Genomic DNA, 14,592 nt, shown 5'->3' on the forward strand with positions numbered 1-14,592 from the left:
TTCGTCCCGGTAGTTTTACTTCTTTTTTTGTAACGACTACAGTTACTGCTCACTTCGTGACCAGTAACCGCCGCCCTGCACATGCAAATTCGCTCCGCGAAGTTCCGGGCGGCCACCTGAATCACTTTCTCCTGCAGCCGCGCAGCAAGTGCGCGTCTCAGTAATTTTGGTAACGACTACACACATATTACCATCCTTTTTTCATCTGGTCAAAGAAAATCTTTTATGTTAAGATAAACGCAGATAGAAAAACGTGCAAAATTGAACCCGATTTTTTCATAAATCCACAATTTTCCTCTCGTTTTCCTGTTATTCTTACGAAAAAGGGGTGTTTCATTATGTCAGAAGAAAAATTAACCATGGATGACTTCTCCGCAGAGCTGGAAGCTTCCTTCAAAAAAATTGAGGAAGGCGACATGCTCACCGGAACCGTCATCTCCGTAGATGAAAAAGAGGTGATTCTCGATCTGAAATACTACGCAGAGGGCGTCATCCGCGCCGAGGACTTCAGCAACGAGCCTGGCTTCTCCTTAAAAGACGCTGTTCAGGTCGGTGACGAAATCACCGCAACCGTGATCCGCAAAGACGACGGCCACGGCAACATTCTTCTCTCCCGCGCAGAGGCAAACGATATCCTCGCATGGGAAAAACTCGCACAGTACAAAGAAGAGAAAACCGTACTGGATGTAAAAGTCAAAGGAATCGTAAACGCCGGTGTTATCGCTTACGTCGAAGGAATCCGCGGCTTCATCCCGGCTTCCAAACTCTCCCTGAACTACGTGGAAGATCTGAATGAATACTTAAACAAAGACATTCAGGTACAGGTTTTTGACCTCGACAAAGAAAAAGACCGCCTGATCCTCTCCGCCCGCGAGCTTCTCCGTGAAAAAGCAGATGAGGACCGCAAAGAGAAAATTTCCAACGTAGAAGTCGGCCTTGTTACCGAAGGAACCGTGGAAAGCCTGCAGCCATACGGCGCATTCATCAACCTCGGAAACGGCCTCTCCGGCCTCGTCCACATCTCCCAGATCTGCGCCAAACGCATCAAACATCCGTCCGCAGTTCTGGCAGTCGGCGATAAAGTCAAAGTAAAAGTCATCGCCATCAAAGATGGCAAACTCAGTCTCTCCATGAAGGCACTCGACGACGTTGCCGCCGAAGAAATTCAGGAAGAAACCATCGAACTCCCGGAGACAGAGGAAGTGACAACGACACTGGGATCGCTGTTTAAAAATATTAAGCTGAACTAAAGTTGCATCAAAAAAACAGACTTTCCATTCTCACGCATTCCTGCGTGTATCTGGAAAGTCTGCTTTCTATTATAAGAATTCTATTAGCCCTTTACAGCTCCAATCACAATACCTTTCACAAAGTATTTCTGGAAGAATGGATACACAACCAGAATTGGAAGTGCTCCCATAACTGCAACGGCCATTTTGATACCAGTTGCCGGAAGTGTAATGCTTTGTGTCAATGCTCCTCCTGAAGCACCGCTCATCAGATACTGCACATCCAGAAGCATCTTATTCAGCAGAACCTGAATACTGTACAGTTTATCGTTGTTGATATAGTACAGACCATTCAACCAGTCATTCCAGTATCCGAGGCCGACCAGAAGTGCCAGTGTAGCAATAATCGGCGTAGACATCGGAAGAACAATTTTTGCCAGAATTCTCCACTCACCTGCTCCGTCAATTCTTGCAGCCTCGATGACCGCATCAGGAATATTGGTGGTGAAATACGTTCTCATCATGATGACATAGAAAGCTCCCATCAGAAGATTTGGAACAATCAGTGCCCAGATGGTATTTTTAATATGAAAGATTCCAGTCCACATCATATAGGACGGTACCAAGCCACCGTTGAACAACATCGTAAAGAAAATCACAAAGGAGAAAAATGCTTTTCCCGGAAGCTCTTTTCTTGACAGTGGATAGGCAAACAGTGTTGTCAGAGTCAGGTTTGCCACGGTTCCGACTACCGTTACCAGTGCGGAAATGATATAACCTCTTACAATACTGCCTGAATCTACCAGCAGTGTTTTGTATGCATCAAAACTGATTTCACGCGGCCAGAAAGAATATCCATATTTTAATAGAATGTTCTCTTTGGTGATTGATGACATAATCAGCAGAATAAACGGGACGATACACATAGCGGACAGTAAGATCATAATCACATTAGCTGCAATCTGAAAGCTTTTATTTCTTTCAACCATTTTTCATACTCTCCCTTCGCTTAGAATAATGCACTGTTTTCGTCCAGTCTTCGAACAATCAGGTTTGCAATCAGTACCAGTGCAAATCCTACCAGTGACTGATAAAGACCTGCTGCAGATGCCATACCGATGTTGTTCAGCTCCATCAATCCACGATATACGTAAGTATCGATGGTGTTTGTCACGTCGATCAGCGGTCCGCTGTTCATTGGTACCTGATAGAACAGTCCGAAATCGGAATAGAAAATACGTCCTACGCTCATCAGGGTCAGTGTGATAATGGTTGTTTTCAGTCCCGGCAGTGTGATATGCAGAATTCTCTGCCAGCGGTTCGCACCGTCGATAGATGCAGACTCGTAAAGACTGGCATCCAATCCTACTACCGTTGCATAATAGATAATGCAGTTATATCCCAGGTTTTTCCATACATTGACAAAGATCAAAATGAATGGCCAGTACTTCGGATCAGAATACCATCCGATGCCCTGTTTTCCCATTGGTTTCAGAATACTGTTATTAATGAATCCGGCATCTGTGCTGAGGAATCCATATACCAGGTAGCTGACAACGACGATAGAAATCAGGAACGGTACCAGAATTAACGTCTGGTATATTTTCTTTCCCATCGTGGAACGGATTTCATTCAGCAGAATTGCCACTGCAATTGCAAGTACGGTTCCGACTACGATAAAGATTACGTTGTATCCCAGTGTGTTTCTTGTAATTGTCCAAGCATCTTTTGTCTTAAACAAAAACTCAAAGTTTTTAAGACCTGTAAACGGGCTTTTCAGGATTCCCAGACTGTAATTATATTTCTTGAATGCAATGATAATTCCAGCCATAGGCATATAGTTATTGATAAATAAGTATACAAGCCCCGGAAGCAGCATCAGATACATGGGAATAAATCTGCGGATTTTACCCCAATTTCTTTTCATCTTCCCAGCCTCCATTATTTGTTGGCTTCCAGCCAATCATCTAACTGTCTCTGTTTCTCAGCGATGATGGTATCTGCTCCTGCTGCTTTCAACTCATCCAGGAATTTCGGAATGGTAGTTTCTGGATCCAAGGAACCGCACTGCAGTGCAGGACCATATTTGGCAGTTACGTTTGCGCATGCAGTTACTTCGTTCTGTACATTTGTGTTGTCCCATGCAAAACCTTTGGCCGGAGAAACAACCGCATTGTTGTTGAACTCCTGGGTCTGATCCCAGATATCCGGATCATTTCCTTCCCATACATAGGAAATTGCCTCATTCGGCCAAGCCCATGGAAGACTGGTATAACCTGTGTTACTTGCTGTTACACCGTCTGGGTAGTTGATGACACCGTTGTCTTTGTCTGTAAACTCATAATGAGTTCCTTCCAGACCATTGATAAGAATATTTGCCAGATCCGGGTTTGTGTAGATCTCGTTTAATACCTGTACAGCTCTTTCCGGTTTATCACTGTTATGCGGAACATACCATACAATGTCAACACGTGTTGTGGTAGTATATGGTTCTACCAGATTCAAAACAACGATTTCTTTTCCGGACTCTTTTTCGATCTCCTGCTCGATACCTGGTTTTGTATTTGTAAAACGTCCAAAACCTTTACCAGAACCAATCAGACTATTTGCCATTTCAGTAGAAGTGGAAGCATCCGGCATGATCAGACCTTTCTGCGCCCAGTCATAGCGAAGTTTCATTTCGTTCATATATTTATCTGTTGCGTAGTAATTAATAACTTCTGTGCTGTCAGAAGATACACTCTCTAAAGATCCGATATCTCCACCAAGGTCATCTGGGTTTGTCATAAGGCTCATGGAACCCACATGAGAAACAATGGGATATACATCTGGATACATTTCTTTTACTTTTTCAAGGAGCGGCTCCAACTCCTCTTCTGTTTTAATAGAACTATAGTCAATTCCGGTTGCATCTGCCATCTCTTTATTCATAGCAAATCCCCATCCCGTTGCTTTCTCTTTATTGGACGGAACACCATAAATATTGCCGTTAAAGGTTACACATTTCCAGTCGGATTCACTGATTTCAGATTTCATATCGCTGCCATAGCTGTTCAGATAATCCGTAATCGGAAGGATCTGTCCGCTGCTGATTGCAGATGTTACATTTCCACAGTACTCATACATCAGATCCAATTTTTCAGAAGATGCCAATGTCAGGTTTACCTGCTGATCATAGCTTCCAAAGCCAACTCTTGTTACTTCAATTTTTGTATTAAATTTTTCCTCTGTGATTTTGCTCGCTGCTTCAGAAATTTTTGCGCAGTCATCTGTACTTGCATCACCAGGTGCCAGAATTTTTACTGTATAGCTGTCATTATTGCTACTTTCTGCGCTCTTAGAAGATGAACCCTGTGCAGAGCTTGCATCGCTTCCGCAACCTGCCAGCATACTTCCCGCCATAACAGAAACAAGTAAAAATGCCATTGCTTTTTTCTTATTCATTACATTTCTCTCCTTTGTTCTTTTCTTTGTTTTACGAATAGCTATATCCTATCAAAGAAGTATCTCTTTCTCTATAAAATCTGTGACTTTCTCTTTATATATTGTGACATACCACTGTAACTTTCGTTATTTTAACGAATCTGTATACTTATTTCTTGAAAACACACGACATCTATATTAGAATAAATGGCATGTTCCAACAGTTGGAACGCTCACACGATTTTTCTTATATTGTTATATTTTGGGAGGTTCTTATGTTATCTCGTAAAAATTTTTACATCTCATCAAAAATTTTTTTCACCCTTATAAGCCTTATCATGCTTATTCCGCTTACATTTCTGACGATATTTTTTGATTTCTACTCGCTTCGCCTGCTGAACCGCGAAATCGCTTCTGCAAATCGAAATGCTCTGTTTCTCTATCAGGAACAGTTAGAAGCAGATCTTTCCCAGATAGAAACCTCAATGGCACAGAACTGGGCTACGAACTGGAATTATCAGAAACTAAAATATAAACTTGATCCGCTCGATGTTCATTTAAATACACTCTCCATTGTGAATAAAGCACGGGAACAGCTTGCTCTGACAGAATGTCTCGGTGCTGTCTATATTTATTCTGCTCCCAATGATGTCTGCCGCTGTGCCTATCAGGACTGCTATTCCTATAAAGAATTAATAACAATGCAGAATTACGTAAAATCCCTTGATTTTGAATCAACTCCCAAATCCTGGTTTTACGATAAAGTCGGTGATAAATACTTTTTGGTTCGCCTTATCGGTTTTTCCAATGCCTACAGTGTTTCTCTCGTAGATTTTGATCTGGTCATGGCTCCATCTCGCCTCGCCACACAGACGCATAAAACTAGTTCACTCATCTATCTTTCCAACGACGGAACCGTATTAAATCCTTCTAAAACCATTACAGAAAATAAACTGACCTTTTCGCCTGAAGACAATAACCACGTCAAAAAAGGACAAAAAGAAAACTTTTTTGTTGTACAGGATCGCTTAAAATATGCTGATATTACCATGCTTTACCTTTCCCCTTACCAGGGAAGCCAGTTTTATTTAAATGCGACACAGATGTTTGCCATCATTGCCTCTGTGCTGGCACTGCTTTTGATTCCGTTCATGTGTTTTTTGGCCATCAAAATTTACTTTTCTCCATTAAGAGATGCAATCGCTACCATGGAGAATATTCGAAACGGTAAATTGAACTCAAAACTGCAGGAAACACAGTTTATCCGTGAATTTTCCGTCTTTAATTCCACTTTTAACCGAATGATGGATGAAATTCACAATCTGAAAATCCGCACTTATGAAAATAAGCTGACCATTCAAAAATCTCAGCTGCAATATTTTCAAATTCAGTTGAAGCCTCATTTTTATCTGAACTGCCTGAAAACTCTTTACGGTATGATTCAACAGAATAAAGGAAACGATGCACAGCAAATGATTTTATATGTTTCCCAGTATATCCGCTATACCTTCCGCGACAACAGCAGTCTTGTGCCACTGCAGACGGAACTGAATCAGGTACAGAATTATTATAAACTTCAGAAGCTAAACACAAGAGATTCTTCTGAGCTGACCATTTCTGCCGATCCCGCTGTTTCAAAGTTTCCGGTTCCCATGCTCTGCATTCAGACATTCGTCGAAAATTCTTTTAAGCATGGGCGAATCTCCAGCCAGCCGCTCAATGTACACATTTCCGTACAGCTGACAGAGACTGAAGAAGGAAATTATTTAAATATCAGTATTCAGGATAACGGAACCGGATTTCCGGACGAATTTCTGCAGTCCTTTCTGCAACATACAGAAGATGCAGTAACCGGACAGCACATCGGTATACACAATCTCCGTCAACGACTTACCTTACTTTACGGTGACCAGGCCGGACTGATCTGTATGAACAATTCCTCCGGCGCCATGACAGAAATTATCCTGCCCATCCAGGAAGAACCAAATACCAGTTCAGAAACTAAAAGTAGCTTACTCTCAAACGAAAATTTGTTTTCATTATCCTAGAAAGAGGAGGAATCCCGAATGAATGTATTGATTATTGATGACCAACCCGATGTTGTCGCCGGTATTCATTCCGGCATCAACTGGGATGCGCTTTCCATCCGACAGGTTTTCTGTGCTAACGACATTATCCGTGCGCGTGAAATTCTTTCAAACAATTCCGTGGATATCATGCTCTGCGATATCGAAATGCCGCTCGGCAGCGGTCTTGAACTTTATGAATGGGTTGCGGAGCATTTTCCAGAAATCAAATGTATTTTTCTCACCTCACATGAAGATTTTTCCTATGCACAAAAAGCACTGCAACTCGGCGGATTCGATTATCTGATTCAGCCCGCTCCCTACAGTGCAATTGAGGTTTCCATTCAGAAAGCAGTCCTGCAAATTCAAAAGGAAAGAAAGGAAAAATTTTACAGTGAATATGGAAACTATTTCAGCAAACGCGAAATGGATCTTCTTGATGTGCTTTTAAATGAATTTTTGCAGAAACAGCCTGCAGAACCGCAGAATATTCTGAGTTTTCTGGACACGATCTCCATAAAACTCGATCCCGGCCGTTCCTGTGTTCTGACTTTGATTGATATTCTCGAACAGGACACGCCACATCCAGTTCGTGACCTTTCTCTCCTCCGCTCTATCCTGCAGAATGTCGTTTCCGAGCTGTTTAAGCCGTTCACTAAAAAACTGCTTTTCTGCCATGTCCACGAACAGGTTTTTGCCCTTATTTTATACGAAACCGATAATTTTACAAAAGATCAGGTGCAAATTTATTTGCATACTTTTGTGGAAGCCGCTTCACAGTATCTCCACTTTAAAATAGCATGCTACTGTGCTCATTCTGCAAATTTTCTTCTGCTACCAGATAAAATACAGCAGCTTTTGGAACAGCGCAGTGAAAATGTGGCAAACTATAGCGGTATTTTTTATCAGAAATCCAGCATTTCCCAGGTTCCCTACACCCCTCCGGATTTTGTCCACTGGAATTTCATGCTCTCCTCTGGTTATTACGATGCCGTCCGTGCAGACATGCATGATTATCTGCTCCGCCAAAAAGAATCCGGCCATGTAAACCAGAAAATGCTCAGTCTCTTTTTACAGGATTTTCTTCAGATCTTCTATCAGATTCTGAACCATCACCACATCGATGCACACGGTGTTTTTGAAAAAGAATACGATATTCACGCCCTGAACAACTCCTGTCATTCCATAGAAGAGATGCATAAACTGCTTGATTTTTCCGTTGATTATCTAAAAAGCCTTCAAATTAGCGCAGAACCAGGTGTTTCACAGATCGACCAGGTGGTAAATTTTATTCAGAAAAATATTCACCAGAATGTTACCCGCACCGAAATCGCACATCAGGTATACATGAACCCGGAATACCTCTCCCGGCTTTTCAAAAAGGTAAAAGGAATTTCACTTTCTGACTATATCGTGCAGGAAAAACTGAAAATTGCGATTTCCCTGCTTGAGGGAACCAATCTCCCGGTCAGTGTAATTGCAACGAATATCGGCTACACGAATTTTTCTTATTTTACACAGGTATTCAAAAAAGTCTACGGAATTTCTCCGAGTGAATACCGTCAAAAGAAAAAATAATGCAAAAATAGTACTGCGGAGCGTAAAGTTTTCCCAAATAAATGTTAATACCCGGGTATAACGAAAATACGTTCCGCAGTATTTTATTTTTGCATTACTGTTTTATCTTCAAACAAGTTTTTATACCGGCATCGCCGCCACAAAATAATACATCACAATAAAATGACAGAAGCTGCCACCCATCACAAACAGATGGAAAATTTCATGTGTTCCGAACTTTTTATGCTTCGCATTAAACATCGGCATTTTTAAGGAGTAAATCACCCCGCCGACCGTATAAATGATGCCGCCCGCCAGCAACCATCCAAATGCCGGCCGTGAAAGAGCCAGAAACAGCGGATGAAATGCCAGTACACACAGCCATCCCATTGCGATATACAACACTGAGGAAAACCACTTCGGACAATTGATCCAGAATGCCTTGACAAGAATTCCGCCAATTGCAGCTGCCCACACCAATGCACAAAGTACAATTCCCGTCCGTCCATGCAGCGCAATCAGACAGATCGGCGTATAACTTCCCGCAATCAGCACGGAAATCATCATATGATCAAACTTCTTCAGTCGACGGTTTACCTTCCCATTTACATCAAACGTGTGATACACGGTGCTCGCCAGATACAGCAAAATCATACTCAGCATAAACACCGCCATCGCAACCACATGCAGATGATCCGGCTCCCGCGCCGCCTTCAAAAGCAATGGCAGCGTTCCCACCACCGCCAGGATCAGCGCAATCCCATGTGTAATCGCACTGCCAGGATCCTTGATTCCATTTTTTCTGATATACTTCATTCTACTCACTCCTTTCCTGTCAGAAACGCTGCGTATTTCAATTACTACTTTATGTAGTTTTCATTACTACTTATCATTGTTTCTTTTATTATAGCAGGATAAAATTATTTTTCAAGTCAAAATATCTATTTTCTTTTGAAAATGTTCGACCTGCTTTGACACAAAAAAACAGACTGCTCGCTTACGCATACCGTTGTGCCTGTTTGAGCCGTCTGTTTTTGTATTTTTATTGCTTCTTCGCTTGAATCAGCTTCCATTTTTCTACCCGCGAAAGCTGCTTAATTTCCCATTCTCTCCGCATAGCCTCCTGTTTTGTTAAAAAGGTTTCAAAATACACCAGTTTTACCGGTTTGCGGCTCTTTGTATATTTCGCTCCTTTTCCAGCATTGTGTGCCTTTACTCTGCGTTCCAAATTATTGGTCCAGCCTGTATAAAAAGATCCATCGCTGCATTCCAGAATATATGTAAAATTCCCCTGTTCCATTTCAAATTCCGTTCCTTCTGTTCATCTGTATTCTATGTAACTTTAACACTCGGTTCTTTTAGGCGCAATCAAAAAAATAAGAAAGAGTCCTGCTTCGCAGGAAAATTCAACGAAGTTTCCTGTAAGCAAAAAACCGTCCGGATTTCTCCGAACGGTTTTCTCATTTTTATTTTTACTGCATTGCCAGCTCATCTACCGCCAGTTTCAATGCGCCCATGATACCCTGGTTGTCGTTCAGACTTGGAAGTACAATGTAGCTGTCGAGATCCTCAAGTTCTTTTGTTACAAGATATCCGTTCAGCTGTTTCTTTACTTCTTCTCTTACGAGCGGCATCATATGCTCCTGATGCATAACGCCTCCGCCCAAAACGATTCTCTGCGGGGAGAGCAGCATGATGCAGTCTACAAGTGCCTGTCCGATATAGTAAGCCTCAAGCTCCCATACCTCTTTTTTGTCTGCCAGCTCAATACCTTTTTTGCCCCAGCGTGCTTCAATGGCAGGACCTGCAGCAAGGCCTTCCAGGCAGTTGCTGTGATACGGGCATTTTCCGCCGTAAGTATCTTTCGGATGTCTGGTCAGCAGAACGTGTCCGCCTTCCGGATGAAGCATGCCGTGCAACAGCTTGCCATTGGAAATAATTCCCATTCCAACGCCCGTTCCGATGGTGATGTAAATGCTGTTGTCCAGACCTTTTGTGATTCCCCAGGTAGCCTCACCCAGTGCAGAACCGTTTACATCGGTATCAAATCCAACCGGGATGTCCAGTGCATCTGCGAAAGCGCCTACGATGTTGTAGTTCTTCCATGCTAATTTGGGAGTTGTGGTAATGTAACCATATGTTTCGGATTTTCTGTTCAGGTCGATCGGTCCAAAGCAACCGATTCCCAGTGCCTGAATGTCCTTCTCTTTGAAATACTCAATCATTTTCGGAACGGTAATTTCCGGTGTCTCGGTCGGGATAGAAATTCTCTCATAAATTTCTCCATTTGCGTTTCCAATTGCGCAGACCATCTTTGTTCCGCCTGCTTCTAATGCTCCAAGTCTCATTGTGTTTTTCTCCTCTCTTACGCCTCTGGATTTGAGCAGATCACGGAAAGTTTTCCTTCAAATCTGCATCCGTTAAAATTAGCCGGAATAATAAAGTGTGTACCTTTTTTCACCGTAATACCGTTTACAGTACCCTCTCCGGCAATAACGCTTACATTAGTATAATATTTTTTCGCATCTAAGGTGAATACACCGTCGATGTCGTATTTATCTACAGAGTAGAACTTGCATGTTACAAAATGGGTATGTACCGCGCCCGGGATTTCCTCTGTAAAGGTATCGATATCTGCCGTTTTAAACGGAGCCTCGATAACATCGATACTCTGCTCTACATGAAGTTGTCTCGGTTTGCCGTTCTGCAGTCTGTCATAATCGTATACACGATAGGTGATATCGCTGCTCTGCTGTGTCTCCAGAATCAGTGTGCCGCCTTTGATGGCATGTACGCATCCCGGATTGATCTGGAAGAAATCTCCCTTATGTACCGGCACTTTGCGGATGAAATCGCTCCACTCATGATTGCGGATCATTTTCTCCACTTCTGCCTTGTCTTTTGCATTGTGTCCGATAACAATTTCTGTACCCGGTTCGCAGTCCAGCACGTACCAGCACTCGGTCTTTCCAAGAGATCCATTCTCATGCTCTCCTGCATAAGCATCATCTGGATGAACCTGGATGCTCAGATCATTTTTTGCATCAATGATCTTGATCAGCAGCGGAACCTGGCTTCCCGGGTAATTTCCGAAAATTTCCGGCTCCTCTTTCCAGAGCTCACCTAATGTTTTTCCATCAAATCTTCCGCCTGCCACATGGCTCATTCCGTTGGCATGTCCGCTGATCGCCCAGCACTCGCCGGTTGTATCGCTCGGAATTTCGTAATCAAATACGTCTCTTAACTTTGTTCCACCCCAGATTGCTTCTTTGAACACCGGTCCATAAATAAAAGCTCCATATTTTTCTAATCCTCCTTGTTTTCAGGATCTGTCCACTACATCTATTTTAACCGATAACATTCAAAAACGAAACCCCTAAAATGACAAACTTTCACATTTTCTGTAACCGGTTACTTTCCTTTTATTCCACCCTTTTTCTATATCAAAACAATCCTGTTTGTTATATGTAAAGCTGACTGTTTTCAGCCAGCCTTTTTTATAAAAAGCAATCGAAAAACGGTATTTTACCATCCGCGGTCTGCGCCGCCTTTTTTGTATTCAAAACCTGTAAAAAAGATTCGATTGCGAATCCTACACTTTATAATACTTTCCCGCATCCCATTTCGTGCAGGTCCTCTTTTTTATTCCGAAATTGCCGGGAGATATACCATAGGATCAATGGCTTTTCCGTCTTTTTTCATCTCAAAGAAAAGATTGCTTCCCTCTTTTACATAATATTTCGTCGGTGCTGCAACTGCTCCGATCCGTGCTGCTTTCTGAACTTTCTGGCCTGCCTCGAGGGAAACGTCTGTGAGCTGTCCGTAGATGGCTTCGTATCCATTTCCAAGATTCATGGTGACGGTGAGGCCGGTTCTTGCATCATTTTCCACACTCACAACTTCTCCGTCCGCTGCCGCCAGAACCGGAGTTCCTTCTGCCGCCGAGAAAACAACGCCTGGATTGCACTGGTAAAGATCCAGTGTCGGGAAATAAACGGTATTTTCCATGTTATACGGAATCAGAACTGTTCCAGTAACCGGCAGTTCCATGATTGTCGCTTCGCTGAACATCAGATCCTGTGCAGCCCCTGCTGTCTCAACTGCCGTTTCCTGATTTTCTGCAGAATCCACAGTTCCGGATGCTGCACTCGTTTCTTCATTCGCCGCTGTTTCTCCTGATCCTGTTTCTCCGTTCTGATCCGCCGCTGTTCCGTTTACCGCCTGCGCGTCCTGTCTTTCTGTATTCCCATCTGATTCTTCCGGTGTATTCTGAGCCGTCTCTGCATCTGCTTCTGGATTTCCCGCCGCCTCTTCTTCACACGCCGCTTCCATTTCCGGCACCTGTTCCAGACTGTTTTCCACATCATCTGCCTGATCCTGTACGGCACGCGTTCCGTCTGCATCTCCCGCCGTCTCCTCCGTCTGCTGTTCTGTAGTTCCGGTGCTTTCGTCCTCTGTAAGCTGTGCCGTCTCTCCCTGTTTCGCCTGATCTGCCTTACCGTTTCTCGCATCCTGCTGCCAGGTCAGCACTCCGCCTGCAATCATCATTGCCAGTGCCGCTGTGATCACGCCGATTCTCAACTTGTCTCTTTTCATGTTCTTACCACCTCTGCTGATATCTTTTTAAGCATTTCAGAGGCGTTTTTCGATTTCTCGCTCTCCTCCTGCTTTTCTACAGTAAGCAGTATTTCCCATCCGGCGCGATCTATACACAAAAACCGGATTTTTCCTTTCCGTTATCCACAATTTTTCCCCTGCGCTTCTTTCTTTTGTGGAAAACATAATTCTTTTCTGCGCATTCCGTGCAAAACATCCCCAATGTTATCCACACCTTATTTTCTCGACTTGCTTCACGTAAAAAAAAGAGCCGGAACCGGGAATTTTCTCCCGTTTCCAGCTCTCGCTTTCACCTGTATTTACTGTAATCTTCCATACACCGTACTCGCATCCGCGATGCTGTCCACCGCAGATCCCGAATCCGTCATGGCCTCTGCCGTAACAAGTATGTACTCTTCGCCTCCATATTCTGCAAAGCTGACCAGGCACTGACCCGCCTCATCGGTAAATCCGGTCTTTCCGCCTTCAATGACTGCCCCGTTCTCCAGTGTCGTACTCATCTCATAGCTGGTAAACCGGTGGAGCATCGTGTCATACAGCGTAATTCCCTCCGGGTGTGATGCGGTAGCCTCCGTTGTGTAAACCTCCCTCGTCACGATCTCGCGAAACGTATCACTCTTCAGACACTCACTCATCAGCACCGCAATATCACGGCAGGTAGAATAATGGTTGTCGTTATGTAGTCCCGTGCAGTTCTCAAAATGCGTATTGGTAAGTCCCAGTTCTTCTGCTTTCTGGTTCATCATGGCCACAAAACCTTCTTCCGATCCGCCGACTGCTCTCGCCAATGTCTCACAGGCATCTGCGCCGGATGGAAGCAGCACACCATAGAGAAGATCACGAACCGTCGGCTGTTCGTACGGATTAAATCCCGCTACCGACGCATCCTGTGCCGTCAGTTCCTCGAAGATGTCCTCCGGAACCGTAATCGTCTCGTTCAGATCCGGAAGATTTTCAATGGTAAGCAGCGCTGTCATAATCTTTGTCATCGACGCCGGATAAATTCTCTCATCTCCGCCCAGATTCATCATCTCAGCCAGATCGCTTTCCCGCACCAGCAGGGCATGCTGACTGTTCAGACCATCTGACGAAATCTGCTGTACCGGCTCAGGCGTCGGTGTAATCTCCTCCTCCGGGCTGGAATCCGATATCGGCTCTGAACTGTCCCCAACAAGAGAGGATGACGAAACCGAAGAGGATGCACTTGCGTTTCCATCCGTCTGTTTTTTCTCGTTCTTCTGCATCTGATATCCAAGCACGCCAATCAATCCGATAATGATAACAAGCAGAACACTTAAAATCACTTTCTGCTGAAACTGGCGTCTTCGTCTTTTGTTTTTCTTTTTTTTGTGCCATAAACAGATTCCTCCGTTCTTTTTTATTCTTTCAAAGCATAGTACATTTCCTGCTCTTTTGCAAGATTTTCGCCGTAACCTTAAGATAAACATAATCAAAATTGGTCCACCGGACCAATTTTGGATATGCAGAACAAAAAAAGAACCCTCGAAAGGGTTCCACATAGTGAAGCATCGGGGATTCGAACCCCGGACAACTTGATTAAAAGTCAAGTTTCCTTACCGCCTAAGATGCACGCAAATACGCCATTTTTGCGAAAGCCCATGACACAAAAATGACACATTCAGATCTTAGCACATTGTGTCTATCCTGTCAAATAAAAAACCGCGTCAATTTTTGACACG

11 protein-coding genes and 1 pseudogene are annotated in these 14,592 nt (G+C 43.6%); 3 read left to right on the plus strand and 9 right to left on the minus strand.

What is annotated here, in order from left to right; translation table 11 throughout:
* Window positions 1–338: 338 nt before the first annotated feature.
* Complete coding sequence (locus DW965_RS03565; RefSeq protein WP_117804507.1) at window positions 339–1,250, plus strand: 30S ribosomal protein S1; 912 nt, start codon at window positions 339–341, stop codon at window positions 1,248–1,250.
* A gap of 83 nt (window positions 1,251–1,333) precedes the next feature.
* Here the strand turns inward: DW965_RS03565 and DW965_RS03570 are convergent, their stop codons facing one another.
* From DW965_RS03570 to DW965_RS03580, 3 genes are read right to left on the minus strand one after another with little or no spacing between them, the layout of a single operon-like run.
* Complete coding sequence (locus DW965_RS03570; RefSeq protein ID WP_117762170.1) at window positions 1,334–2,218, minus strand: carbohydrate ABC transporter permease; 885 nt, start codon at window positions 2,216–2,218, stop codon at window positions 1,334–1,336.
* Between the two features lie 20 nt (window positions 2,219–2,238).
* On the minus strand, window positions 2,239–3,156 hold the full coding sequence (locus DW965_RS03575) for an ABC transporter permease (RefSeq protein WP_117804563.1): 918 nt from the start codon (window positions 3,154–3,156) through the stop codon (window positions 2,239–2,241).
* A 14-nt stretch (window positions 3,157–3,170) separates the two neighbouring features.
* Window positions 3,171–4,673 carry an ABC transporter substrate-binding protein gene (locus DW965_RS03580; RefSeq protein ID WP_117804508.1) on the minus strand — a complete coding sequence of 501 codons (1,503 nt, stop codon included), beginning with the start codon at window positions 4,671–4,673 and terminating at the stop codon, window positions 3,171–3,173.
* A 317-nt stretch (window positions 4,674–4,990) separates the two neighbouring features.
* Here DW965_RS03580 and DW965_RS03585 point away from each other — a divergent pair, with 317 nt between their 5' ends.
* Both DW965_RS03585 and DW965_RS03590 read left to right on the plus strand, forming a co-directional pair.
* Window positions 4,991–6,700 carry a sensor histidine kinase gene (locus DW965_RS03585; protein ID WP_158582795.1) on the plus strand — a complete coding sequence of 570 codons (1,710 nt, stop codon included), beginning with the start codon at window positions 4,991–4,993 and terminating at the stop codon, window positions 6,698–6,700.
* An 18-nt stretch (window positions 6,701–6,718) separates the two neighbouring features.
* The gene (locus DW965_RS03590) at window positions 6,719–8,296 is read left to right on the plus strand and encodes a response regulator (protein ID WP_117801777.1); all 1,578 of its coding nucleotides are present in this window, start codon (window positions 6,719–6,721) and stop codon (window positions 8,294–8,296) included.
* Between the two features lie 120 nt (window positions 8,297–8,416).
* Here the strand turns inward: DW965_RS03590 and trhA are convergent, their stop codons facing one another.
* From trhA to DW965_RS03620, 6 genes and pseudogenes are all read right to left on the minus strand, one after another.
* Window positions 8,417–9,091, minus strand: coding sequence for a PAQR family membrane homeostasis protein TrhA (gene trhA / locus DW965_RS03595; protein WP_117804510.1), 675 nt, complete (start codon window positions 9,089–9,091; stop codon window positions 8,417–8,419).
* Between the two features lie 226 nt (window positions 9,092–9,317).
* Window positions 9,318–9,575 carry a GIY-YIG nuclease family protein gene (locus DW965_RS03600; RefSeq protein WP_055220299.1) on the minus strand — a complete coding sequence of 86 codons (258 nt, stop codon included), beginning with the start codon at window positions 9,573–9,575 and terminating at the stop codon, window positions 9,318–9,320.
* 172 nt (window positions 9,576–9,747) lie between these two features.
* Window positions 9,748–10,623, minus strand: a complete 876-nt coding sequence (locus DW965_RS03605) for an ROK family protein (protein ID WP_022461220.1) — start codon at window positions 10,621–10,623, stop codon at window positions 9,748–9,750.
* A 17-nt stretch (window positions 10,624–10,640) separates the two neighbouring features.
* Window positions 10,641–11,575: pseudogene (manA, locus tag DW965_RS03610) on the minus strand (mannose-6-phosphate isomerase, class I).
* A 342-nt stretch (window positions 11,576–11,917) separates the two neighbouring features.
* Window positions 11,918–12,871 carry a peptidoglycan DD-metalloendopeptidase family protein gene (locus DW965_RS03615; RefSeq protein WP_117762165.1) on the minus strand — a complete coding sequence of 318 codons (954 nt, stop codon included), beginning with the start codon at window positions 12,869–12,871 and terminating at the stop codon, window positions 11,918–11,920.
* A gap of 320 nt (window positions 12,872–13,191) precedes the next feature.
* Window positions 13,192–14,196, minus strand: a complete 1,005-nt coding sequence (locus DW965_RS03620) for a D-alanyl-D-alanine carboxypeptidase family protein (protein WP_158582797.1) — start codon at window positions 14,194–14,196, stop codon at window positions 13,192–13,194.
* Window positions 14,197–14,592: the final 396 nt, after the last annotated feature.

The sequence above is a fragment of the Blautia sp. AM47-4 genome (genome assembly GCF_003479865.1).
Lineage (GTDB): Bacteria > Bacillota > Clostridia > Lachnospirales > Lachnospiraceae > Fusicatenibacter > Fusicatenibacter saccharivorans.

Coding starts and splice junctions, on each gene's coding strand:
- DW965_RS03565 (WP_117804507.1), top strand. CDS start 339: ATGTCAGAAGAAAAATTAACCATGGATGACTTCTCCGCAGAGCTGGAA.
- DW965_RS03570 (WP_117762170.1), bottom strand. CDS start 2,218: ATGGTTGAAAGAAATAAAAGCTTTCAGATTGCAGCTAATGTGATTATG.
- DW965_RS03575 (WP_117804563.1), bottom strand. CDS start 3,156: ATGAAAAGAAATTGGGGTAAAATCCGCAGATTTATTCCCATGTATCTG.
- DW965_RS03580 (WP_117804508.1), bottom strand. CDS start 4,673: ATGAATAAGAAAAAAGCAATGGCATTTTTACTTGTTTCTGTTATGGCG.
- DW965_RS03585 (WP_158582795.1), top strand. CDS start 4,991: ATGCTTATTCCGCTTACATTTCTGACGATATTTTTTGATTTCTACTCG.
- DW965_RS03590 (WP_117801777.1), top strand. CDS start 6,719: ATGAATGTATTGATTATTGATGACCAACCCGATGTTGTCGCCGGTATT.
- trhA (WP_117804510.1), bottom strand. CDS start 9,091: ATGAAGTATATCAGAAAAAATGGAATCAAGGATCCTGGCAGTGCGATT.
- DW965_RS03600 (WP_055220299.1), bottom strand. CDS start 9,575: ATGGAACAGGGGAATTTTACATATATTCTGGAATGCAGCGATGGATCT.
- DW965_RS03605 (WP_022461220.1), bottom strand. CDS start 10,623: ATGAGACTTGGAGCATTAGAAGCAGGCGGAACAAAGATGGTCTGCGCA.
- DW965_RS03615 (WP_117762165.1), bottom strand. CDS start 12,871: ATGAAAAGAGACAAGTTGAGAATCGGCGTGATCACAGCGGCACTGGCA.